This window comes from Methylobacterium dankookense, from assembly GCF_902141855.1.
GTDB classification, from domain to species: domain Bacteria; phylum Pseudomonadota; class Alphaproteobacteria; order Rhizobiales; family Beijerinckiaceae; genus Methylobacterium; species Methylobacterium dankookense.
In genome coordinates, this window is sequence record NZ_CABFVH010000038.1 from 25,381 (window position 1) to 46,416 (window position 21,036).

22 protein-coding genes are annotated in these 21,036 nt (G+C 68.1%); 8 read left to right on the forward strand and 14 right to left on the reverse strand.

Annotated elements, in window-relative coordinates:
- Window positions 1-78: 78 nt before the first annotated feature.
- From MTDSW087_RS22060 to MTDSW087_RS22070, 3 genes are all read right to left on the reverse strand, one after another.
- On the reverse strand, window positions 79-843 hold the full coding sequence (locus tag MTDSW087_RS22060) for a GntR family transcriptional regulator (protein WP_144767032.1): 765 nt from the start codon (window positions 841-843) through the stop codon (window positions 79-81).
- A gap of 79 nt (window positions 844-922) precedes the next feature.
- Complete coding sequence (locus MTDSW087_RS22065; RefSeq protein WP_144767033.1) at window positions 923-1,303, reverse strand: YybH family protein; 381 nt, start codon at window positions 1,301-1,303, stop codon at window positions 923-925.
- Window positions 1,300-1,782 (reverse strand): OsmC family protein, encoded by a 483-nt coding sequence (locus MTDSW087_RS22070; protein ID WP_144767034.1) that lies wholly within the window; start codon window positions 1,780-1,782, stop codon window positions 1,300-1,302. Before MTDSW087_RS22070 ends, MTDSW087_RS22065 begins: the two co-directional genes overlap by 4 nt.
- 463 nt (window positions 1,783-2,245) lie before the next feature.
- Between MTDSW087_RS22070 and MTDSW087_RS22075 the strand changes: the two genes are divergently transcribed.
- The 3 genes from MTDSW087_RS22075 (at window position 2,246) to MTDSW087_RS22085 (ending at window position 5,938) form a co-directional block, all read left to right on the forward strand.
- Window positions 2,246-2,698: a PAS domain-containing protein gene (locus tag MTDSW087_RS22075; protein ID WP_238179791.1), complete on the forward strand. Its 453-nt coding sequence runs from the start codon at window positions 2,246-2,248 to the stop codon at window positions 2,696-2,698.
- Window positions 2,699-2,882: 184 nt separating this feature from the next.
- On the forward strand, window positions 2,883-4,133 hold the full coding sequence (gene frc, locus MTDSW087_RS22080) for a formyl-CoA transferase (RefSeq protein ID WP_144767035.1): 1,251 nt from the start codon (window positions 2,883-2,885) through the stop codon (window positions 4,131-4,133).
- Between the two features lie 815 nt (window positions 4,134-4,948).
- Window positions 4,949-5,938, forward strand: a complete 990-nt coding sequence (locus tag MTDSW087_RS22085) for a fatty acid desaturase (protein WP_144767056.1) — start codon at window positions 4,949-4,951, stop codon at window positions 5,936-5,938.
- 234 nt (window positions 5,939-6,172) lie between these two features.
- Here MTDSW087_RS22085 and MTDSW087_RS22090 read toward each other — a convergent pair whose 3' ends face one another.
- Together MTDSW087_RS22090 and oxc are read right to left on the reverse strand one after the other, a co-directional pair.
- Entirely contained in the window at window positions 6,173-6,880 is a 708-nt protein-coding gene (locus tag MTDSW087_RS22090; protein WP_144767057.1) for an alpha/beta hydrolase, read from the reverse strand.
- Between the two features lie 96 nt (window positions 6,881-6,976).
- Window positions 6,977-8,722, reverse strand: a complete 1,746-nt coding sequence (gene oxc / locus MTDSW087_RS22095) for an oxalyl-CoA decarboxylase (protein WP_238179745.1) — start codon at window positions 8,720-8,722, stop codon at window positions 6,977-6,979.
- 719 nt (window positions 8,723-9,441) lie between these two features.
- Between oxc and MTDSW087_RS22100 the strand changes: the two genes are divergently transcribed.
- The 3 genes from MTDSW087_RS22100 (at window position 9,442) to MTDSW087_RS22110 (ending at window position 10,803) form a co-directional block, all read left to right on the forward strand.
- Entirely contained in the window at window positions 9,442-9,669 is a 228-nt protein-coding gene (locus MTDSW087_RS22100; RefSeq protein WP_144767037.1) for a hypothetical protein, read from the forward strand.
- 17 nt (window positions 9,670-9,686) lie between these two features.
- The gene (locus MTDSW087_RS22105; protein WP_144767038.1) at window positions 9,687-10,325 is read left to right on the forward strand and encodes a DNA-3-methyladenine glycosylase family protein; all 639 of its coding nucleotides are present in this window, start codon (window positions 9,687-9,689) and stop codon (window positions 10,323-10,325) included.
- A 268-nt stretch (window positions 10,326-10,593) separates the two neighbouring features.
- Window positions 10,594-10,803, forward strand: a complete 210-nt coding sequence (locus MTDSW087_RS22110; RefSeq protein WP_144767039.1) for a hypothetical protein — start codon at window positions 10,594-10,596, stop codon at window positions 10,801-10,803.
- Between the two features lie 119 nt (window positions 10,804-10,922).
- Here MTDSW087_RS22110 and MTDSW087_RS22115 read toward each other — a convergent pair whose 3' ends face one another.
- The 4 genes from MTDSW087_RS22115 to MTDSW087_RS22130 form a co-directional block, all read right to left on the reverse strand.
- The gene (locus tag MTDSW087_RS22115) at window positions 10,923-11,516 is read right to left on the reverse strand and encodes a sulfotransferase (RefSeq protein ID WP_186383956.1); all 594 of its coding nucleotides are present in this window, start codon (window positions 11,514-11,516) and stop codon (window positions 10,923-10,925) included.
- Window positions 11,517-11,726: 210 nt separating this feature from the next.
- Entirely contained in the window at window positions 11,727-12,248 is a 522-nt protein-coding gene (locus MTDSW087_RS22120) for a methyltransferase domain-containing protein (RefSeq protein WP_186383957.1), read from the reverse strand.
- Between the two features lie 94 nt (window positions 12,249-12,342).
- The gene (locus tag MTDSW087_RS22125) at window positions 12,343-13,692 is read right to left on the reverse strand and encodes a glycosyltransferase family 61 protein (protein ID WP_186383958.1); all 1,350 of its coding nucleotides are present in this window, start codon (window positions 13,690-13,692) and stop codon (window positions 12,343-12,345) included.
- A gap of 259 nt (window positions 13,693-13,951) precedes the next feature.
- Window positions 13,952-14,935: a CobW family GTP-binding protein gene (locus MTDSW087_RS22130; RefSeq protein WP_144767058.1), complete on the reverse strand. Its 984-nt coding sequence runs from the start codon at window positions 14,933-14,935 to the stop codon at window positions 13,952-13,954.
- 410 nt (window positions 14,936-15,345) lie between these two features.
- On the opposite strand from MTDSW087_RS22130, the gene MTDSW087_RS22135 reads away from it, so the two are divergent.
- On the forward strand, window positions 15,346-15,561 hold the full coding sequence (locus MTDSW087_RS22135; protein WP_144767043.1) for a hypothetical protein: 216 nt from the start codon (window positions 15,346-15,348) through the stop codon (window positions 15,559-15,561).
- A 10-nt stretch (window positions 15,562-15,571) separates the two neighbouring features.
- Here MTDSW087_RS22135 and MTDSW087_RS22140 read toward each other — a convergent pair whose 3' ends face one another.
- The 5 genes from MTDSW087_RS22140 to MTDSW087_RS22160 all read right to left on the reverse strand — a co-directional run bounded on the left by MTDSW087_RS22140 (window position 15,572) and on the right by MTDSW087_RS22160 (window position 20,174).
- Entirely contained in the window at window positions 15,572-15,907 is a 336-nt protein-coding gene (locus MTDSW087_RS22140) for a DUF6285 domain-containing protein (RefSeq protein ID WP_144767044.1), read from the reverse strand.
- A 2-nt stretch (window positions 15,908-15,909) separates the two neighbouring features.
- Window positions 15,910-16,947, reverse strand: a complete 1,038-nt coding sequence (locus MTDSW087_RS22145; protein WP_238179600.1) for a phosphotransferase family protein — start codon at window positions 16,945-16,947, stop codon at window positions 15,910-15,912.
- Between the two features lie 4 nt (window positions 16,948-16,951).
- A complete protein-coding gene (locus tag MTDSW087_RS22150; RefSeq protein WP_144767045.1) occupies window positions 16,952-17,716 on the reverse strand; it encodes an SDR family NAD(P)-dependent oxidoreductase in 765 nt (254 codons plus the stop codon).
- A 9-nt stretch (window positions 17,717-17,725) separates the two neighbouring features.
- Window positions 17,726-18,907, reverse strand: a complete 1,182-nt coding sequence (gene bktB / locus MTDSW087_RS22155) for a beta-ketothiolase BktB (protein ID WP_144767046.1) — start codon at window positions 18,905-18,907, stop codon at window positions 17,726-17,728.
- A 61-nt stretch (window positions 18,908-18,968) separates the two neighbouring features.
- Window positions 18,969-20,174: an acyl-CoA dehydrogenase family protein gene (locus MTDSW087_RS22160; protein WP_144767047.1), complete on the reverse strand. Its 1,206-nt coding sequence runs from the start codon at window positions 20,172-20,174 to the stop codon at window positions 18,969-18,971.
- A gap of 97 nt (window positions 20,175-20,271) precedes the next feature.
- Here MTDSW087_RS22160 and MTDSW087_RS22165 point away from each other — a divergent pair, with 97 nt between their 5' ends.
- On the forward strand, window positions 20,272-20,988 hold the full coding sequence (locus MTDSW087_RS22165; RefSeq protein ID WP_238179597.1) for a TetR/AcrR family transcriptional regulator: 717 nt from the start codon (window positions 20,272-20,274) through the stop codon (window positions 20,986-20,988).
- The last annotated feature ends 48 nt before the right edge of the window (window positions 20,989-21,036 follow it).

Below are 21,036 nucleotides of genomic sequence, written 5' to 3' on the forward strand. Positions count from 1 at the left end.
GCGCCCCCCGGGGCCATCACCTATCCGGGATTGTAGACGCATCCGGCACGCCGCACGATGCCCCGGCCTGCCGCAGGCCTATCCGATCGCGCCGGACCTGTGGGGGATGCCGAGATCGTGTCCCGCATCCGCGTCCTCAGGCTCGAAGCTCCAGGCGGGCTCCTCCTCGGATTGCTCGATCAGCGTGGCGAGGCCGAGCCCGTGGGTGAGGACCAGCTGCTCCGCCCGCTCGCCGTCGCGGGTGCAGAGGGCGTCGATGATCGCGGCATGCTCGCGGGTGGAGCGCTCGCCGCGCCCGTCCTGGCGCAGGGCCAGGTTGCGGATGCCGCGCACATGCATGAGCAGGTTCTCGGCGAGGCCCGAGATCACCGGGCATTGCCCGAGGGCGATGATCGTCTGGTGGAAGCGGATATTGGCGTCGGCATAGGCCGCCGCGCCCGGCGGCGGCGCCTCGCCATAGAAATCCGGAAAGGCGCTGCGGAGGCCGGCGAGCTGCGCGTCGCTCGCCCGCGTGCAGGCGAGGCGCGCGGCCATGCTCTCCAGGGCGGTCCAGGCATGGACGATGTCGACGATCTCGTCCCGCGTGCGCCGCACCACGTAGACGCCGCGCCGGGCCTCGCAGCGGACGAAGCCCTCCTGCTCCAGCACCATCAGCGCCTCGCGCACCGGGGTGCGGCTGACGCCGAGATCGCGGGAGAGGCGGCGGGCATCGAGGCGGACCGCCTCGGGGCTGGCATAGATGTCGAGCCCGGCCAGCGCGTCCTTGATGGCGCGGTAGGCGAGCGTGCTGAGCGAGGCCCCCGCAGGCAGGGGCGCCAGGGAGAAGTCTTCGTCCTCCGCCATCGCTCGTCCGCCTCCCGCCGGGTGCGCGAGGGAAACTGGTATACGGCATTCCAAAAGTCAACGCTGAAGCCGCGGTCGTCTACCTTGAATTGCCGCCGCCTTCCGTGAGCGCGCGGATCTTGAGCTGGTCGATCGCCCAGAGCCAGCGCCCGTCCGGCTGCCGCCGGGCGAGCTCGACCGAGATGACGCCGTTCGGCAGGCGTGCCGAGGTCAGCGCCACGTCGCCGTTGAGGATCGGCTCCGGCGTGTCGGGGAGGGGGAAGTCGGACTTTCGCGCGAGCAGGTCGGTGTAGAAGCGGCGGATCTCCTCGTGGCCCGTGGCGACCACCTTGCCCACCGCGAGCACCGCTCCGGGCTCGTAGAGGGCCACCAGACCCTCCGCGTCGCCGGCATTGGCGCGCGCATTGAACAGGCGTGCGAGGTCGCCCGGCTCCCGCGCCGTCTCGTTCCGGTCGGTCATGGCGCTTCCTCCGTCGGTGTTGCGGTTGCGTGGCTCTCGCTCAACAGGCGCCCGGCACTGTCCGAGACGGTCACGGCGACCGGGATCCCGGCCTTCACGCTCTCCGAGACGGTGCAGAAGCGCTGGAACTGCTCGAGCGCCCGGTCGATCCGGTCGAGGCTCGCCGCCTCGGCACCGAGCGTGATCTCGACCGCGATTCCCGTCACCCGCAGGCGCCCTTCCGCGTTGCGCTCGACCTGGGCGCGGGCCTGCGCCTCGATGCCCTGTGCCCGCTGCCGATACTTCGCCAGGGCGAAGACGAGGCTGGCGCAGAGGCAGTTCGCGACCGAGGCCGTGAGGAGCTGCTCGGGGAAGGGGCCCTCTCCGGTGCCGATCGGCTCGGCTTCGTCCACGGAAAGGCGGGGGAGGAAATCGCCGAAATCCACCTCGAATCGGTAATCGGCGATGTGCCTGAGCGTGACGCTCGGTTCCTGGCTCATGCTCGTCGCGACTCCATCCGGCCCGGTTCGATGGCCGACCCCTGCCGGACCGGATCGGTCCGGCAGGGGCCGTCGACAGACAAGTCCGCAGGGCGCGATCCGATCCGGCGACCGGTCCCCGCGTGGCCGTTCCGGGGCCCGAGTCAATCAGACGGCGTGATCTGTAACTCGGCTCCGGGCTCGGGACTTGACCTATCTACCGCATTTGGCATACCACATACCATTATGAAAGGTCAGGCGATTCCGCCGCGGACCTTCAGAAGGACCGGTTTCGCACCGGTCGCGCGAGGGGAGGCGTCGCATGCCGTGACGGGTGCCGTTCCCAAGGCCGGGCGAGACCGCCCGCGCTGACAACGCGACGAAGACGATCCGGAGGGCCCGCGGGCGCTCCGAGGACGGCGGCGAGGAGGCCGGCCTTGAGCCCGCCGAGCAGCCGCCAGTGTCGAGTGGAGGAGCGACCGCCATGGGTGTGGACGCGATGAGCCGGAACACCGATTTCGCCGCGATCGTCGCCGCCTCGGGCGATGCCGTGGTGGTTTCCGATCCGGACGGCGCGATCACGGTCTGGAGCCCGGCCGCGGAGCGCATCTTCGGCTTCTCCGAGGCCGAGGCGCTTGGCCAGACCCTCGACCTGATCACGCCGGAGCGTCACCGCCGCCGGCACTGGCAGGGCTATGCCGAGACCATGCGCACGGGCGTCACCCGCTACGGCGCGGAGGTGCTGCGGGTGCCGGCTCTGCACAAGGAGGGGCGGCCCCTCTCCATCGCCTTCACGGTCGGCCTCGTCCGCGACGAGGCCGGCGCGATCAGCGGGATCGTGGCGGTGATCCGCGACGACACCGCCCGCTGGGAAGAGGATCGCCGGCTGCGCCGACGGCTGGCGGAACTCGAAGCCGAGATTACCGCGCCGGCCTGAGCGCCGACGCGGCACACGAGACGGATTCGCGAGAGCCGGGCAGCAACCGGACACCCGAGACGCGAAGACGCTGCGGACCCGGCCTCGGTCAGGCCCGCTCAACAGGCCGGTAAGGCCGGATCAGAAGACCCAAGCTCGACGACACATCAGTCGAACACGCTGCCGATTAGGGAGAACACGCAAGATGAGCAAGCCGCTCGAGGGGATCAAGATCATCGACTTCACCCACGTCCAGGCGGGCCCCGCCTGCACGCAGCTGCTGGCCTGGTTCGGCGCCGACGTGATCAAGGTCGAGCGTCCCGGCGCCGGTGACGTCACCCGCACCCAGCTCCGCCACGTGGACGATGCCGACGCGCTCTACTTCACGATGCTGAACTCCAACAAGCGCTCGCTCACGCTCGACACCAAGACGCCGGCCGGCAAGGAAGTCCTGGAGAAGCTGATCCGCGAATCCGACGTGATGGTCGAGAATTTCGGCCCCGGCGCGCTCGACCGCATGGGCTTCTCGTGGGCCCGCATCCAGGAGCTCAACTCCGGCATGATCCTCGCCTCGGTGAAGGGCTTCTCGGACGGCCACCACTACGAGGACCTGAAGGTCTACGAGAACGTCGCGCAGTGTGCCGGCGGCGCCGCCTCGACCACCGGCTTCTGGGACGGCCCGCCCACCGTGTCGGCCGCCGCGCTCGGCGATTCGAACACCGGCATGCACCTCGCCATCGGCATCCTCACGGCGCTGCATCAGAAGTCCAAGACCGGCAAGGGCCAGAAGGTCGCCGTCTCGATGCAGGATTCGGTGATCAACCTCTGCCGCGTGAAGCTGCGCGACCAGCAGCGCCTGGACGCGCTGGGCTATCTCGAGGAGTACCCGCAGTACCCGCACGGGACCTTCTCGGACGTGGTGCCGCGTGGCGGCAACGCGGGCGGCGGCGGCCAGCCGGGCTGGGTGCTGAAGTGCAAGGGCTGGCAGTCGGACCCGAACGCCTACATCTACTTCACGATCCAGGGCCATGCCTGGGCCCCGATCTGCAAGGCGCTCGGCAAGCCCGAGTGGATCGAGGACCCGGCCTACAACACCCCCCGCGCCCGCCAGGACAAGATCTTCGAGATCTTCGCCTTCATCGAGGATTGGCTGGCCGACAAGACCAAGATCGAGGCCGTCGACATCCTGCGCAAGTTCGACATCCCCTGCGCGCCGGTGCTGTCGATGAAGGAGATCGCCGCCGATCCGTCGCTGCGCGCCAGCGGCACGATCGTCGAGGTCCCCCACCCGAAGCTCGGCTCGTACCTGACGGTCGGCAGCCCGATCAAGTTCTCGGACATGGAGGTCGAGGTGAAGGCGTCGCCGCTGCTCGGCGAGCACACCGATCAGGTCCTGCAGGACCTCGGCTACACCGCCGAGCAGATCAAGGAGCTGCACGCGGCCCGCGCGGTCTGATCCGCACCCGCTGAGCAGCCAGCGTCAAAACGAGAAGGCGGCGCGTCCCTCGCGGGGCGCGCCGCCTTCCGCTCAGCCGCGCCGTCCCGGCACCCGACCACGCGTTTGGCCGATACGACCCGGACGGCGCCGAGCCCGGTCCGATCGCTCAGAGTTGTATGACGGATCCTGATCGGTCGTTCCCACCCTCGACCTCATCCCGAGGTGCTGACGCTTTCGCCTCGCATCTCAGGGTCGAAACGCAAACAGCCTGACTGGACGAATAGCTCTAAGCTCTTGTTTCGACGCGCGCTCTTGCGCCGAACCGGTGTCCACTTCGGCGGAGAGCGCTCTAGGTTGGACTGCGGAAGTTGATGCGCCGCCCGCAAGCGGCCGCTCAGCAATGCATCCATCTCGGCCGCTCGGCAGCGTCCGCCGGCATTTCCGCAGGGAATTGGCAAAGGCAGGGTCACAGATCCGATTTGCGCTAAGAGCTCGCATTGGGCTACGGCGGTCAAAGCCGCCGCTTCCGTCTGATGTTCCGTCTGATGCTGTTCTCGGATGGGTCAACGGTCGGCAGCCCCGTCCCGGGCGTTCGATGCTTTGGGCGGGCGATGTGCTGTCTGGCGGTTGCGGCTCAGTTTGAGTAGGGCAGGCCAGGGCGGTGTGGGTCGATCGGGACTTGGCCGATCCCATTACGTGCATCTCGATGATCAGGAGAGCGAAGCTGAGGCCAGAGATGCGCGTCGCGCGACAGCCGCGCCAGGATACCGAGTCGGGTTCATCGCGTGCGCCGTAACGAGCCCGACGGGGTGAACGCCGCCGTCGCGCGCGACATGATCCGCCACTGTGCGGCCTATCGCGGGCCCATCCCGCGGCTCGCTTGCCGGCAATTGGCCAATACCGTGTTGCCCTACCTCGCCCTCTGCGCGCTCATGCTCTGGGTGGCCGCGCGTGGCTACGGGCCATTCGCGCTGGCGCTCGCCGTGCCGGCCGGGGGCCTCCTGGTCAGGCTCTTCATCCTCCAGCACGATTGCGGGCACGGCTCGTTTCTGTCCTCCCGCATCGGCAACGACTGGCTCGGACGCGTCCTGAGCCTCCTGACAATCACGCCCTACGACAGCTGGAAACGAGCGCATGCCCTGCATCATGCGTCTACGGGCGATCTCAGTCGCCGGGGCACAGGCGACATCCTCACCCTGACCGTGCGCGAGTACCTCGATCGGTCGCGCTATGGCCGGCTGCGCTATCGTCTGTACCGCAACCCGCTCGTCCTGATCGTGCTGGGTTCGCCGCTCAACTTTCTCGTCCTCCAGCGGTTTCCTTCCGGGATGGGCCTGCCGTGGCGCACCGCGTGGCGGGACGTGCTGGCGCTCGATCTCGGCCTTGCCGCCCTCGTGGCGGGGTTGGCCGTCCTGGCCGGCGGGATCGGGCCGGTCCTCTGGGTGCTGCTGCCGGTCGTCTGCGTCGCCGCCTGGATTGGCGGCTGGCTGTTCTACGTCCAGCACCAGTACGAGGAGACAGTCTGGGAGAGCGCGGAGACTTGGGACTTCCACCGCGCCGCGATCGGGAGCAGTTCCTATTACGTTCTGCCCCCGGTGCTGCAATGGTTCACCGGCAATGTCGGCCTGCACCACGTCCATCACCTGAACAGCCGCATCCCGAACTACCGGCTGCAGGAGTGCCTGGACGCGCACGCAACGCTCGGGCAGGTGGGCCGCTTGACGCTGCGCGACAGCCTGGCTTGCCTTGGGCTGGCTTTGTGGGACGAGGAAACTCGCAAGCTGGTTGGGTTCTCGCACCTGCGGTCGCTCCGGCCAGCCTGAGGGCGGCCGGGGGGAAGCTTCCCGTCGCTCCGGCGGGACGCGCCGATTGCGGTGGTCACCGGCCTCGCTACGCCTTCGCGCACCGCGTCGATCAGCCGGACGGCCAAGATTTCTGCCGACGACTAGGGCGCTCTTAAGCCGAAGTGGACACCGGTTCGGCGCAAGAGAGCGCGTCAAAACAAGAGCTCAGGGCCAATCAGACTGCCCGTGAGCAGACCTTTCGGTCGAACAGGCTCACTCGGTCTCGACGGCGGCCGGGGCGGCCTCGTCCAGGAAGAAGTCGACGGCGCGGGCGACCACGTCCGGGTTCCAGGCATGGGGCCCGTCATACTCGACATAGGTGAGGTCGTAGCCCGCGTCCCGGAGCTTGCGCGCATGCACGCGGGCGCTGCGGTCGATGGGGATCTGCTCGTCGCGCGTCCCGTGGGACAGGAAGAGCCGCGGCGTGCCGGTCTGCATCTGCACCGTGAGGAAGCCCGCCGACGAGATGACCACGTGGCTCGCGATGTCGCCGTTGGTCAGCCCCATCGACATCGCGTAGCTGCCGCCGTCCGAATGGCCCGCGAAGGCGAGCCGGCGCGGATCGATCAGGAAGCGCGCCGACACGGCGGCGAGCGCCTGGTCGAGCCGCTCCCGGTCCGGGCCGTTGCCCGCGATCACGAGGTCCCAGGTCGGGAACAGGGATTGCGGCGCCAGCAGCAGGAAGCCGCGGGCCTGGGCGTGGCCCTCCAGCATCGGCAGGATGCGCTCGGCGCTGCCGCCGCCGCCGTGGAAGAGCACGACGAGGGGCGTGGGCCGCTCCGCATCGATCCCCTCCGGCACCACGAGCACGGCGTCGCGCTCGGCGAAGAGGCCGAGGGGCTGCCGGCCGGGCGGCAGCGGCTCCCGGTCGGGCAGGCGGGGGCGGAAGCTCAGCCGGCCGGCGAGGGCGGGATCGAGCATGAGACCGTCGAGCATCGAGAACTCCGAAGCCGAAACGAGACGCGCCGCGGCCTGTGAGGGCCGCGGCGCGCGATCACGTCAGGAGGTTAAGGCGCATCAGGCCTTCTTCTTGAGGCCGCTCTGCGGGTTGAGGCTGCCGATATTGCCGCTCTCGCTGCCGGCCTCGGGGTCGATCACCGCGTTGATCAGGGTGGGACGGCCCGAATCCATCGCCGCGTCGACGGCGCGCTTGAGCTCGTCCGGCGTGGTGGCGTTCACGCCGACGCCGCCGAAGGCCTCCATCATCCGGTCGTAGCGCGAGTCCTTCACGAAGACCGTGGTGCCGGGGTCGCGCCCGGTCGGGTCGGTGTCGGTGCCGCGGTAGATGCCGTTGTTGTTGAAGACCACGATGCAGACGGGCAGCTCGTACCGGCAGATCGTCTCGACCTCCATGCCCGAGAAGCCGAAGGCCGAGTCGCCCTCGACCGCGAGAACCGGCTTGCCGGTCTCGATGGCGGCGGCAATGGCGAAGCCCATGCCGATGCCCATCACGCCCCAGGTGCCGACGTCCAGGCGCTTGCGCGGCTGGTACATGTCGATGACGCCGCGGGCGAGATCGAGGGTGTTGGCGCCCTCGTTGACGAGGATGGCGTCGGGCCGCTCCTTGATGACCGTCTTCAGGGCGCCGAGCGCGCCGTGGAAGTCCATCGGCGACACGTTGCGGCGGAGCTTCTGCTCCATCTTGGCGACGTTGGCTTCCTTCTTGGACTTGAGCGTATCGAGCCAGGCGGCCGGCGTGGCCTGCCAATCCTTGCCCATGCCCTCGAGGAGCGCGCTCACGCAGGAGCCGATATCGCCGACGACGGGGGCGACGATCTCGACGTTGGAGTCCATCTCCTTCGGCTCGATGTCGATCTGGATGAACTTCTTCGAGCCGGGCGCGCCCCAGGTCTTGCCCTTGCCGTGCGACAGGAGCCAGTTCAGCCGCGCGCCGACGAGCAGGACGACGTCCGAGTCCTTGAGCGCGGTGGAGCGCGCCGCGCCGGCCGAGAGCGGGTGGGTGTCGGGCAGGAGGCCCTTGGCCATGCTCATCGGCACGTAGGGGATGCCGCTATGCTCGACGAGGGCGCGCACCGCCTCGTCGGCCTGGGCGTAGGCGGCGCCCTTGCCGAGCACGATCAGCGGACGCTGGGCGCCCTTCAGCACGTCGAGGGCGCGCCGGATCGCGTCCTCGCCCGGGCGCTGGGCCGGGGCCGGATCGATCACCTTCACGAGGGACTTCTGGCCGGCATCGGCCTCCATCACCTGCGCGAAGAGCTTGGCCGGCAGGTCGAGATAGACGCCGCCCGGACGGCCCGAGACCGCCGCGCGGATGGCGCGGGCCACGCCGATGCCGATGTCGCAGGCGTGCAGGACGCGGAAGGCGGCCTTGCAGAGCGGCTTGGCGATGGCGAGCTGGTCCATCTCCTCGTAGTCGCCCTGCTGCAGGTCGACGATCTCGCGCTCGGAGGAGCCGGAGATCAGGATCATCGGGAAGCAGTTCGTCGTGGCGTTGGCGAGCGCGGTCAGGCCGTTGAGGAAGCCGGGGGCCGAGACCGTGAGGCAGACGCCGGGCTTCTTGGTGAGGAAGCCGGCGATCGCGGCGGCGTTGCCGGCGTTCTGCTCGTGGCGGAAGGACACGACGCGCATGCCGCGCGCCTGGGCGAGGCGGCCGAGATCGGTGATCGGGATGCCGGGCACGCCGTAGATCGTCTCGATGTCGTTGAGCTTCAGCGCGTCGATGACGAGGTTGAAGCCGTCGGTCAGCTCCGGCTCGGCCGCGACCGGCCCCTCGGCATTCGACTGGCGCAGCTCCTCCGTCATCGTCTCGACGGTGCTCGCCGCGAGATCGGCGGTGGTGCGGTCGTTGGCGGTGCGGTCCATGGCGCGTCCTTCCAGTCTTGTCTCTCGATCTTGTCGTTCGGCCGCCCGTACCGGGCGGTGTCTCGGGTCTCGGCGGTGCCGCGAGGGCTCCGCGAAAGCGTGGCGTCCGTCAGGCGGCGCGGGCGGACTCCATCCGCGCCCGGGCGGGCACGATGAAGGCCGGTGACGGCCCGAGGGCTGACATCGCCCGCCGAATGAAATGCTCGGCCGCAGTTGCGGGAAGGCGAGGTGCTGCAGATCCGGGCTTTGGCGACCATCGGGCGCCTGTTGCTCGGCTGTAATCCAGCATCCCACTCCTCCCGGCGGGCGGATCCTCTCGGTCCGCACTGTCGAGCTTCGGCGGGAAACCAGCTTCGCCCGGCACTGGACTGCGCGCGGAACCGAAAGCTGCTATCCTGAGGCCTGCTCGACTTCTTGGTCGACGGTATACCAGATGCAACCTTGCGCAGATTCGCCGGGGGGTGTCAATCAATCCGGCACGAAATTGCAGCCCGGTTGTCACTCGTTCCCAGGGTGCTCCTGGCTCAGGCATTTTGCTGCCGAGGACGGCAGGCGGCGCGCGGATCGGGCGCTGCGGGCGCCACCTTCGCGCCTGACGGGCGTTGAGGCACATGCCCGGCCGGGCGAGGCGCCCCGACCCCACGAGCTGAGAGGCTGGCATGGCGACGGATCGTGAGCGGACCCCGGCGGATGATGCCGACGAGACGCCGGCCGAGCGGCTGGAGAGCACCAATGCGCTGCTCGCCGCCTGGGCGGCCAGTTCCATCGAGGAGAGCGGTCCGCTGATCGAGCGGCTGGAGGCCCTCGGCTACGATCTGCGCGGCAAGTCGCGCGAGGAGATCGAGGCTGCGCTCAAGGCGCCACCGACGCGGCCGGCGCGCGGGTGAGCCCGTGGCCCGCCGGCATGCGTCTCGATCCTGACGTCTACGAGAGCCTGTGCCGCATGGCGGCGTCGGTCTCCGTCCCTCTCCACGAGGTCTTCCAGCAGATCGGGCCGATCGCGGTGCCGCCGCCGAGCCATGCGAGCGTCGCCGACCGGCTGTTCGTGGAGGTGGTGAACCAGCAGCTCTCGACCCGCGCCGCCCTGGCGATCTGGGGGCGGATCGAGGCCGCGGCCGCGGCGCGAAGCGAGCCGGTCCGCGCCCTGTTCGCCGAGGATTCGACGGGTGAGGCCGCCACCTCGCTGCGCGCCTGCGGCGTCTCGGGCAACAAGGTCCGGGCGCTCCAGGCGATCCATGCCGCCGATGCGGCGGGGCTGCTCGGGCCGGAGCTCGCCATGCTGCCCCATCCCGAGCGCGCGCGCCATCTCTGCCGCATCCGCGGGGTCGGGCCGTGGACCGCCGACATGATCGGCATCTTCCACTTCCTCGATCCCGACATCTGGCCCCTCGGCGACGTCGCCGCGGTGGGCACGCTGCGCCGTCTGGCCGGCTGCACGGATACCGTGCCGGTGGCGGCGTCCTTCGCTCCCTACCGCTCGCTGCTCGCCCGCTACCTGTGGCGCAGCCGCGACGCCGCGGCGCCCTCCGTCGCGGCCGCCTGAGGGATCCGGAGGAAAATCCGGAAACCGGATCGCCCGCTGGGACATTAACACTTGACGAACGATGCATGTCGCATCATGCGCTAGTTGTCCGTCGGGGCGCCGCGTCCGCGCGCCGAGCCCTACGGTCTCACTGGAACCACGATCCCGATGCCCGACGACAGTAGTCGATCGACCATGCCGCCTATGGCCGCGCTAGCGGGCCGCGCCTGATCATCGGATCGGCTCGCCCGCGACCGGCCTCGGCGGCTGGTCGCAAACGAGGTGAGCCATGTTTGTCCTCAACGGAGCTTCCCGGCGTGCCGCGCGCGGCGCCCGCCGCGATCACAGCGTGATCGTGATCGCCTTCATGATGGCCCTGGTCTTCGTGCCGGTTCTCGGTATGCACGCGGCCGTATCCGCCGGCAGCGACGCCGCCCTCTCCGCCGTGGCGGAGGGCATGGCCCAGGTCGCCAAGCGCTTCGAGCGTCAGCCGGGCTGATCCCGGCGCGCTGCCGCCCGCTTCGCCGTTCTCGCGCGGCGAAGCGGGCGGCAGCGCGCTCGATTGCCCAAGCGTTCGTTCCTGTCCCTGTGCTGGTTGATGGTTTGGCAGAAGGCGTCCTAACGGACCAGATCCCTCAAGTAATCCTGATTGGGCAATATGCGGGGATCGAAGCCGAGGAATCGACATATTTCGGTCCCGACGGATTCGTCACCCAAATTCCCAATGTAAATCCGATTTGTATTTGAAAAGAATTTTTCTATATCCTTGTAGTGTTTCACTTTCATATAGGCGAGTTCATCGTCGCCAACCTCGAGCAGAGTGGTTGGCCTTTGGTCGAGATATTTCCAATACTGTGCGCGCTCGAAGGGGTCGAGGGGGCGGCTGCCGATATGGCGCCGGACCGATGATATCCAAGCGTTGGTGGGCCGGTTCAGGGCAATGAACTTCGCATCGGGATAGATTTTGGCCAGAGGTTCATAGATCGAACAGATCGGCACGTCGCTGACGGTGTCAAAATCGTCGATCAGGGGTCGAAGACAGTCTGCGACGAAGTCCGGATCGTCCTCCCTGCCGACCACGAGGTTTTGGAAATCAACGTCGCCGTGCATCTGAGGCCAATGCTTCGTATTGAGACCGAGTGCATTCATAAGATAATGAATGCTCTGAGTTCCGCATCGATGCAGACTGATGTTGAATGTTTTAGGTCTCATATGAACTCCCAGCGCGGGTATCTTATCATTGTAATGTGCTAAATTTTTGTATTAAAACGCCGCACGATTGGCAGTGCGGCGCAATTATAATGTTGCAAACGCGCCTATCACAGCCGGACTTGTTGGCATAAGTTTTCAAGATGCGGAGATGATTGGCGTTGAGAGCGAATCATTGTCCCAATCCTGCAAGGATTTAGTTGCTCCGAGCCGCTAAGCTTTCTTCGCCAGGGCCCAGACGGCGATCGGGAACAACGGGTCATTGGTCAGAGGATGAACTGCGTTGTGCGACCTGTCATACTCGACCCACTGGGTCAAATTGCTGATGACCGCTCCGAGATTGCCCCAGCTTCCAACCGAGATGTTCTCCAAGGGAAAGCCGGCATCCTCAAGAAAATACTTCAACCCTTCATCGGTCCAGCGTGTGCAATCGGTTGGGTGAGGATGCCGGCGAACCAGGAACGGGGTCGTGATCATAAGGTATCCGCCTGGATTGAGCATCTTGAGGCAATTTACAGCACCTCTCCTGGGGTATTTGAGATGCTCCCAGACCTGTTCGGCTAATATGATGTCGAATGTCTCTGCGATTGGTGTTTCATCGATGATGATATCTGGATAGTCGATTGTTTTGTAATTCAGGAAATTCATTGTTCTCCAGCGATTGCCAGAGATTTCCAGTGCGCTCATTTCCCGGACGTTCAGCTTCGATACCATTTTCCAGGTGCTGTCATTCATGACATGCCGAAGCCAGCTCATTCATTCCCCCGTGATTGCTTATTGTCGAGCCGCGTCGATGCTCCGACGTTGCGGTCGCTCCGTTCTGCTTCGTCTACCACCCGAGCGTTCGGAGGGTCGACCTGAGATGCCCGACATCGATCTGCCATTCATCGCGATCGCCGCCATTGGGAAAGCAGATCATCCCGTACTGTAGGCCGAGGGCATGGCACAATGCCCAGTCGCTGCGATCCCAGAATGGTGATCGGCCTAAAACGTCGCTCGGCCTCAGCTCTACGACGACAGATCCTTCGGGCAAGAAGATCGCATTCGTGAGGCCGGCGCCATGCGGTCCAACAATAACGTCCGCTTCCGAGAATTTCTTCGCCTGTTGATCCGGTGACAAGGTCGAGTTGTTGATGATCTGAAAGCCGAACTCCGTCATGAGTTCCTCCACGTCGCTCTCATTCGTTATCGAGCGAATGGAAGAATCCCGCCGACTGACGTAAAGCCGTCGCGGCGGCATTCGATAGGCCGCGATGCCTTGTCGTTGCGGGTCATGATCCGGCTCCGTGCCGTCTCCGGACTCCGCCCGCCGGTTCGATGCGATGACCGACGATCGGTATTCCTTGAGCCTCGCGCCGACGAAGCCCGACACCCAGGTCCGTTCGAACAACGAGCTGACGATCAGAAGCCTCTCACAGCAGGCATCCTGTTCGCCCAGTTCAAGAATTCTCTCACGCGGAATCCCGATCTGGTCGAAGGAGAATTTCTGAAACTCCGTCAGCCTGGGCACGATCCACGTCGCATCGCGCCCATTCAGCAGAGCCTTGGCGGCCAGGATCGCTGGGATACATTCGCTGTGCCAATGCCGGTAATTGTCCGCCCACCGGTTCGCGGCGAGGACGCTGAGGCCGGCGACAGTCTGCGCGGGCGTACCGCGTAGACCATTCGGGTCCGCTCGCTCAAAGAGCCCAGCCTGTAGGGCCTTGAAGCCGCACGACTCGTCCGGCGGATTGTATAGGGTGTCGAGATCTACCGCTCCAAGCCCCTGTTTTGACGTGTGCTCTCCCTCTGAACCGGTATCCCATTCGGCGGAGCATGCTCTGGGGCGCAACATGACGCCGAGCGACGATCGGAGGATGGTCGCGTCGTGATAGACGCAGCAATTTATCTCTGCGGCATGATAGGCAACATTCCGAGAAAGTGCTCTGGCAAAATCTGGATCGACCCCCGATGCCGAACTCGTCGAGAACGGTTGGCGCAACTGGATTTTTCTATTGGGTTCAAGAATGTATTTGACGATCCTATCCGGATGGCCAGCGAGTGCATCGTCGAGACCTTGAGCATCTACGGTGATTTTGCCAAGTCTGGAAATATCCAGCATCATAGAGGTCTGAAACTTGCTGTGAGAGATGTTCGAGCAGATTGCAATTGAGGATATCAGCCACAAGAATTGTGGCAAGCCTGGAGCGCTCTTGAGCCGAAGTGGACGCCGGTTCGGTGCCCGGTCAAACGTCTGCCTCATCGAGGCGAAAGGCATCGCACCGTCAGCAGGGCGCGCCGCACCCCAAGCTCCTGCCATTATCTTGAGGCCTGACCCAGCAGGTGCTCGGCCTTCGGCCGCCCGCGCTGAAGGAGACGGCGTCCCGGCCGGTCAGGTGCAGGAGCAGCGCCCCCGCATCATATCCATGCAGGGGCGCGGCGATCACTTCGAGCGGCGTTCAGGCCCGGCAGGATTCGAAGCCCGAGCGGATCGCCTCCGCGTCGAGGTTGCGCCCGATGAAGACCACGCGCGACACGCGCGGCTCGTCGTCCCGCCAGTCGGCCTGGAGGTCCCCGTCGAGGATCATGTGCACGCCCTGGAAGACGAAGCGCTTCGGCTCGTCCGGGAAGGCGACGATGCCCTTGCAGCGCAGGATGTCCGGTCCCTGGACCTGGGTCAGGTTCGAGATCCAGGGCATGAACGTCTCGGGATCCACCGCGCCTTCGATCTTCGCCGAGACCGACTGGATGTCGGCGGCGTGGTGATGGTGGTGGCCCTCCTCCAGGAACTCCGGCTCGATGTCGAGGATACGGCCGAGATCGAAGGCATTGCGCTCCAGGACCGCGTCGAGGGGCACGGCGCAGTTCTGCGTCCGGTGGATCGTCGCGAAGGGGTTGATGCCGCGGATCTGGGCCTCGACCCGGTCGAGATCCTCCGCCGAGACGAGGTCCGACTTGTTGAGCAGGATCACGTCGGCGAAGGCGATCTGGTTCCTGGCCTCGGGTGCGTCCTCCAGCCGGTCCGAGAGCCATTTGGCGTCGGCCACCGTCACCACCGCGTCGAGGCGGGCGGCCTCGCCGACGTCCTGGTCCACGAAGAAGGTCTGGGCGACGGGGGCCGGGTCGGCGAGGCCGGTGGTCTCGACGATGATCGCGTCGAACTTGCCGCGCCGCTTCACAAGGCCGTCCATGATGCGGATCAGGTCGCCGCGCACCGTGCAGCAGACGCAGCCGTTGTTCATCTCGAACACTTCCTCGTCCGCGCCGACGACGAGGTCGTTGTCGATGCCGATCTCGCCGAACTCGTTGACGATCACGGCGTAGCGCTTGCCGTGATTCTCGGTGAGGATGCGGTTCAAGAGCGTGGTCTTGCCGGCGCCGAGATAGCCCGTGAGCACGGTGACGGGGATCTTCGCGGCCGCGGCGGACTGGGCTTCTGACATCGCTTCGGACATGACGGCTCTTCACGATCGGCGGGGCGGACCCCGGGGAGGCCGCGGGGACGCGGCCGGTCCCTGTCATATTGTAGCATCCGCCCCGGATGGAAGGTGTCGCCGAATGCCGGGCGGCCGGCGATTCCGGAGCAGGAATGAGCAATTTTGTGCATGGTTCTCGGCAGCATTGAGCAGAAAACGCTCAGAGAATTCAAAATTTACCGATCAACCTCCGACTTCGACGTAGATTTTTAGGGCATGATCGCTGCGGTTGTGTTATAGGCCGACCCACTTTCCGGTTCGGCATGAAGTGGAATGCTGAAATCGGGATACGCAATCCTTCCTCGGATCGGCCGGCGCGGGGCCTGTTCGGGGCGTTGGAATGCGGATGGTGGGTTCGATCGTTCCGGAGGGCAACCTTGCTTGACCTGGAGGCCGTAGCGCAGCGTTCGGTTCGGGCCGAGACGCTCGGGCAGATCGCCGACCTCGTCGGCTGCTCGGTGGAGGCGCTCACCGAGGGGCGCGGCCGGCCCGACCTGCGCGAGATCCTGGAACTGATGAGCCTGTGGCCGATGCTCGACGCCGCCGCGCGCGCCCGTCTCCTCGACGAGGCCCGCAGGGCCGCCACCGCCTGAGCGGTTCCGCTCAGGCCGGATCCGGCTTCCAGGTCCGGGCCGCGATCGCCGCCGTCTCCACCAGGGCTCCGTAGAGCTCAGGGTCCGCATCGTGGGCGCCCGCGCGGATCGCCCGGGCGAGGCTCGCGACGGGGTCGCTCCCGCCATCCGTGATCGTCGCGAGGGCGCGCGCCCAGGCGGCGTCCCGCGCGCCCTCGTTTTCCATCTCGCGCATGGCAATGCCGATGGCGTTGGCCACCATCAGGGCGACGAAGCGCTGCCGGCCGGCGAGACCCGGCGCGACCTCGTCGAGGAGGGCCTTGCGCGCGACGTCGAGCAGGGCGCGGCCATGGGGCTCGTCGTGCATGGTCAGGCGCTCCAGGCGTCGGGCGGGGTCAGGCGCAGGACGGCGCGCTCCAGCTCCGCCGCCATCCGCCCGGTGAGGGCGAGTTCGAGGGAGGTCTCGCGGCCGGAGACGTGGCGGTATCCCTGCTCCAGCGCGATCACCGCCCAGCGCAGATGGGCCATCACCTCCCAATAGGCGACACGCTCCCGATCGACCCGGCCGCCTTCGTCGGCGTAGCCGCGGTAGAAATCGGCGCGCGGGGCGATGCCGCCGGCCTCGAGATCGGGCCGGCCGAAGCGCCAGCAGGCGGCGCAGAACCAGCCGAGATCCTGGGCCGGGTCGCCCCAGCCGGCGAATTCCCAGTCGAGGATCGCGGTGAGGCCGGCCTCGTCCACCATGTAGTTGCCGGTGCGGAAATCGCGGTGCACCAGGGTAGAGGCGGGGCAGGGCGGCGCGCGGCGCTCGGCCCAGCGCAGGCCCCATTCGATGGCGGGCCGCCTCGCGCCGATCCCGTCGAGGCTCGCGCGCAGGGCCCGGATCTCGGCCAGGGCCGGATCGGGATCGGGCGCCCCGAGGAAGGCGAGCCGCGGCGGCGTATCGCCCGCCGGGAGGATCGCATGGATCCGCGCGAGCTGGCGCCCGAGCTCCTCCGCGAGCCGGGCGCGGTCGCCGCCGAGGCCCGCCTCCTTCACGATGCGCGGCCCGAGCCCGATGCCCGGCACGAGGCCCATCAGGGCGAAGGGCGCGCCGATCACGGCGGCGTCGGCGCAGAAGCCCACGGGCTCCGGCACGCGCACGCCCGCGCGGTGCGCCGCCTCGATCAGGCGGAATTCCTGCTCCCGCGTGCGGCTCGATGCGATGGTGGCCGCCGCGTCCTTGCGCAGCACGAAGTCCCGGGCGGCGCCCGCGATCGTGCAGCGCAGGCGCCAGTTCTCCTGGATGGCGCCGCCGCTGAGCGGGCTGATCTCGGTGAGGGCGAGATCGGGCGCGCCGAGCCGCGCGGCGATCCAGTCGCGCAGGGCCGCGCGGGCATCCGCGTCGAGCATCTCCGCGTCGCGCATGGCGTCAGAGCCCCGAGACGAGATGGCCGCCATCGACCGCGACGATGCTGCCGGTCATGTAGCTGCCGGCGTCGGAGGCGAGCAGCAGCAGGGCGCCGTCGAGCTCGCGCGCCCGGCCGAGGCGGCGCTGCGGCACGCGCCTGATCATCGCCTTGCCGGCATCGGAGCTGAAGAACTCGGCGTTCATCTCGGTCTCGACATAGCCCGGCGCGATGGCGTTCACGCGGATGCCGTGGCGGGCCCATTCGAGGGCGAGGCTCTTGGTGAGCTGCACCACCCCCGCCTTCGAGGCCGCATAGGCGGAGACGCCGCCGGTGACGCGCAGGCCGAGGATCGAGGCGACGTTGACGATGCTGCCGCCCCCGGTCGCCGCCATGCGGCGGCCGGCCTCCTGGGCGGTGAGGAACACGCCCTTGAGGTTGGTGTCGATCACGGCGTCCCAATCGGCCTCGGTGAGGTCGAGGGCGGTGGCGGGCGCCGCGATGCCGGCATTGTTGACGAGGATGTCGAGGCGCCCGAACCGCTCCTCGGCTGCCGCAATGGCCGCGGCGACGCTCGCGCGCTCCGTCACGTCCATCACCACGGCCTGCGCCTGCCCGCCCGCTGCCTCCACCGCGGTGACGGTGTCGGCCAGCGCGTCGGCGCGGCGGGCGGCGAGGCTCACCCGCGCGCCGGCCCGGGCGAGGGGGACGGCGAAGTGCCGGCCGAGGCCGCTGGATGCCCCGGTGACGAGGGCGTGCCGGCCATCGAGATTGAACAGATCCGTCATCGTGGAGCCTCAGTTCAGCCGCTCGACCGCCAGCGCGATGCCCTGGCCGCCGCCGATGCACATGGTGACGAGGCCGTGCCGGCCCTGGATGCGGGCGAGCTCGGCGATGAGCTTCACGGTGATGATCGCGCCCGTGGCGCCGATCGGGTGGCCGAGCGCGATGGCGCCGCCGTTCGGGTTCACCCTGGCCGGGTCGAGGTCGAGTTCCCGCGAGACCGCGCAAGCCTGGGCCGCGAAGGCCTCGTTCGATTCGATGACGTCGAAATCGCCCGCCTTCAGGCCGGTGCGCTCGCAGAGGCGGCGCACCGCCGGCACCGGGCCCATGCCCATCTCGGAGGGGTCGACGCCGGCATGGGCGTAGCCGACGAGCCGCGCCAGAGGCCGCAGGCCGGCCCGTTCGGCCGCGCGCTCGCTCATCAGCACCAGGGCGGCGGCGCCGTCGTTGAGGCCCGAGGCGTTGCCCGCCGTCACCGTGCCCTCCCGGGCGAAGGCGGGCTTGAGCTTGGCGAGGTCGGCCGGGCTCGTGGCCTTCGGGTGCTCGTCCGTGTCGAAGGTCGCGGGCTTGCGGTTCAGCGTGGCCGCGACGGGCAGGATCTGGTCCCTGAAGCGGCCCTCCCGGATCGCTTCTTGCGCCCGCGCCTGGCTCTCCGCCGCGAAGGCGTCCTGGTCGTCGCGCGAGATGCCATAGCGGCTCGCCACGTTCTCGGCGGTCACGCCCATATGGCCGTTGCCGAAGGGGTCGTTGAGGGCGCCGAGCATGTAGTCGAGGGCCTTCACGTCCCCCATCTTCTGGCCGAAGCGGGTGGTGGTGAGGAGGTGCGGCGAGCGGCTCATGCTCTCGGCGCCCGCCGCCACGGCGACCTCGGCATCGCCCAGCATGATCGCCTGTGCGGCCGAGACGATGGCCTGGGCGCCGCTGCCGCAGAGGCGGTTCACCGTGAAGGCCGGCACCTCCTTCGGCACGCCGCCCTCCATCGCTGCGACGCGGGCGATGTAGGCGTCCCACGGCTCGGTCGGGATCACGCTGCCGACCACCACATGCCCGACGCGGTCGCCCGCGATCTCGGCCCGGCGGAGCGCCTCGGCGATGCAGAGCGCCCCGAGCCGGCTCGGCGGCTCCGCGGCGAGGCTGCCGCCGAAGGTGCCCACCGCGGTGCGCACGCCGCTGACGATGACGACGCTCTCGGCCATGGCTCTGTCCTCCATCTCGTGTCGTGCGGGCGCGGCTGGGGGGCGCGGGGCCCGCTGCGGTTCAGGCCGCCACGTCCCAGGACCAGAAGGCGTCGCCCTCCGCGTCGAGGAACCGGTTCAGCACCATCTTGTGGACCTCGTCCGCCCCGTCCACGAGGCGGGCCTGGCGGGCGTAGCGGTAGATCCACTCCAGCACCGTGTCGGTGGAGTAGCCGCGGGCGCCGTTGATCTGGATCGCCGTGTCGGCCGCCGCGTGCAGGAGGTTGGCGACGTGGACCTTCGCCATCGAGATCTCCTTGCGGGCGAACGCGCCGCGGTCGAGGGCATCGGCCGCCTTCATCACGAGGAGGCGGCCGATCTCGATCCGCATGGCGAGGTCGCCGAGCATGAGCTGGATGCTCTCGCGGTCGGCGAGGCGCTGGCCGAAGCCCTGGCGCTCGGCGGCGTAGGCGCGGGCGATCTCGACGCAGCGCTTCGACAGGCCGAGCCAGCGCATGCAGTGGGTGAGCCGCGCCGGCCCGAGCCGGATCTGCGTCAGCTTCAGCCCGTCGCCCTCGTTCATCAGGACGTTCTCGGCTGGGATCTCCAGGCCCTCGAAGGCGAGCTCGCAATGGCCGCCATGCTCCTCCGGCCCCATGATCCCGATGCGGCGCAGGATCCGCCAGCCGGGCTGGTCCCTGTGGAACAGGAAGGCGCTCAGCCCCTTGCGCGCGTCGTCCGAGGTGCGCGCCATCAGGATGAAATGAGCGGCCTCCCCGGCGCCGGTGATGAACCATTTCCGACCGGTGACCATATAGCCGTCCCCGCGCCGCTCGGCCCGGGTGGCGATCATGCCGGGATCCGAGCCGCCGCCCGGATGCGGCTCCGTCATGGCGAAGGCCGAGCGCACCGCGCCCGAGACGATCGGCGCGAGCCAGCGCGCCTTCTGCTCCGGCGTGGCGACGCGCTCCAGAACCATCATGTTGCCGTCGTCGGGCGCGGCCGAGTTGAACACGACGGGCCCGAAGATCGAGCGGTTCATCGCCTCGTAGCAGACGGCCATGCCGACCTTGGAGAGCCCGGCGCCGCCGGTCTCCGGCTGCAGCTGGAGGCACCAGAGACCCTCCGCCTTCGCCTTCGCGCGCATGGCGTCGAGCAGCGGCAGGGCGATGTTGCCGTGCGAATCGTAGGACGCGGGGTCGCTCTCCCGCGGGATCAGCTCCGCCTCGACGAAGGCGGCGATCCGGCGGCGATAATCCTCGACCCGGGCGGGGATGCGGAATTCCATCGCAGCGATGCGCCTCTGCCTTGAAAACGAGCGAGCGCTCGCTTTTTATCGCCGTCGACGCGGCGAGGCAATCGCTCTCGCGAGCAGGTTCGAGGACATGACGACCGAGATGAAGGCCCTGCCGAGGAACGGGTCGGGCGACGCCTACGCGACGGAGGCGCTGTGCGCCCGCATCCTGGAACGGCACCGCGACCGGGTGAGCGTGCGCAAGGAGCGCCTCGCCACGCAGAACCTCGCCCGGATCATCGAGGCGGTGCTGGCGCTGTCGAGCCGGCAGGGCTTCCACGAGACCAGCCTGCGCGACCTCGCCCGCGAGACCGGCCTCAGCATGGGCGGCCTCTACACCTATTTCGACACCAAGGAGACGCTGCTCCTGATGATCCTGACGGAGGTGGTGGAGAGCGTGCAGGCTGCGCTCGCCGCGGCGCCTCCGGAGGTGGCGGCCCGTCCGCGGGCGCATCTGCGCTGGCTCATCGAGACCCATATCCGCCTGACCGAGGCGATGGGGCCGTGGTTCGTCTTCGCCTTCATGGAGGCGAAGGGCTTCCCGCCGCCGGCCCGGCGCCTCGCCACCGAGAGCGAGCTCGCCGTCGAGCAGATCTTCGCCCGGGTGCTGGAAGACGGCGTGGCCGAGGGCGTCTTCACGGTGGAGGACGTGACCCTCACCGCCGCCCTGATCAAGCCGCTGCTGCAGGACTGGTACGTGAAGCGCGCGAAATACGCCAAGCGCGGCCTGTCGATCGAGCGCTACGTGGCGGGGGTGATCGGCCTCGTGGAGCGCGCGATCCTGGCGCGGCCGGACGCGCGCATCTGAGGTCGCCGGGGCTCGGACCCGGCAGGCCGCCGGGGGGGTCGACCCCTC

Excerpts from the sequence above, each read along its gene's own strand:
- bktB (WP_144767046.1), bottom strand. The coding sequence starts at position 18,907 with ATGGCCGAGAGCGTCGTCATCGTCAGCGGCGTGCGCACCGCGGTGGGC.
- MTDSW087_RS22165 (WP_238179597.1), top strand. The coding sequence starts at position 20,272 with ATGACGACCGAGATGAAGGCCCTGCCGAGGAACGGGTCGGGCGACGCC.
- MTDSW087_RS22115 (WP_186383956.1), bottom strand. The coding sequence starts at position 11,516 with ATGAGACCTAAAACATTCAACATCAGTCTGCATCGATGCGGAACTCAG.
- MTDSW087_RS22075 (WP_238179791.1), top strand. The coding sequence starts at position 2,246 with ATGGGTGTGGACGCGATGAGCCGGAACACCGATTTCGCCGCGATCGTC.
- MTDSW087_RS22070 (WP_144767034.1), bottom strand. The coding sequence starts at position 1,782 with ATGAGCCAGGAACCGAGCGTCACGCTCAGGCACATCGCCGATTACCGA.
- MTDSW087_RS22145 (WP_238179600.1), bottom strand. The coding sequence starts at position 16,947 with ATGCGCGACGCGGAGATGCTCGACGCGGATGCCCGCGCGGCCCTGCGC.
- MTDSW087_RS22085 (WP_144767056.1), top strand. The coding sequence starts at position 4,949 with ATGATCCGCCACTGTGCGGCCTATCGCGGGCCCATCCCGCGGCTCGCT.
- MTDSW087_RS22100 (WP_144767037.1), top strand. The coding sequence starts at position 9,442 with ATGGCGACGGATCGTGAGCGGACCCCGGCGGATGATGCCGACGAGACG.
- MTDSW087_RS22120 (WP_186383957.1), bottom strand. The coding sequence starts at position 12,248 with ATGAATGACAGCACCTGGAAAATGGTATCGAAGCTGAACGTCCGGGAA.
- MTDSW087_RS22140 (WP_144767044.1), bottom strand. The coding sequence starts at position 15,907 with ATGCACGACGAGCCCCATGGCCGCGCCCTGCTCGACGTCGCGCGCAAG.
- MTDSW087_RS22130 (WP_144767058.1), bottom strand. The coding sequence starts at position 14,935 with ATGTCAGAAGCCCAGTCCGCCGCGGCCGCGAAGATCCCCGTCACCGTG.
- MTDSW087_RS22110 (WP_144767039.1), top strand. The coding sequence starts at position 10,594 with ATGTTTGTCCTCAACGGAGCTTCCCGGCGTGCCGCGCGCGGCGCCCGC.
- frc (WP_144767035.1), top strand. The coding sequence starts at position 2,883 with ATGAGCAAGCCGCTCGAGGGGATCAAGATCATCGACTTCACCCACGTC.
- MTDSW087_RS22060 (WP_144767032.1), bottom strand. The coding sequence starts at position 843 with ATGGCGGAGGACGAAGACTTCTCCCTGGCGCCCCTGCCTGCGGGGGCC.
- MTDSW087_RS22105 (WP_144767038.1), top strand. The coding sequence starts at position 9,687 with ATGCGTCTCGATCCTGACGTCTACGAGAGCCTGTGCCGCATGGCGGCG.
- oxc (WP_238179745.1), bottom strand. The coding sequence starts at position 8,722 with ATGACGGAGGAGCTGCGCCAGTCGAATGCCGAGGGGCCGGTCGCGGCC.
- MTDSW087_RS22150 (WP_144767045.1), bottom strand. The coding sequence starts at position 17,716 with ATGACGGATCTGTTCAATCTCGATGGCCGGCACGCCCTCGTCACCGGG.
- MTDSW087_RS22065 (WP_144767033.1), bottom strand. The coding sequence starts at position 1,303 with ATGACCGACCGGAACGAGACGGCGCGGGAGCCGGGCGACCTCGCACGC.
- MTDSW087_RS22160 (WP_144767047.1), bottom strand. The coding sequence starts at position 20,174 with ATGGAATTCCGCATCCCCGCCCGGGTCGAGGATTATCGCCGCCGGATC.
- MTDSW087_RS22090 (WP_144767057.1), bottom strand. The coding sequence starts at position 6,880 with ATGCTCGATCCCGCCCTCGCCGGCCGGCTGAGCTTCCGCCCCCGCCTG.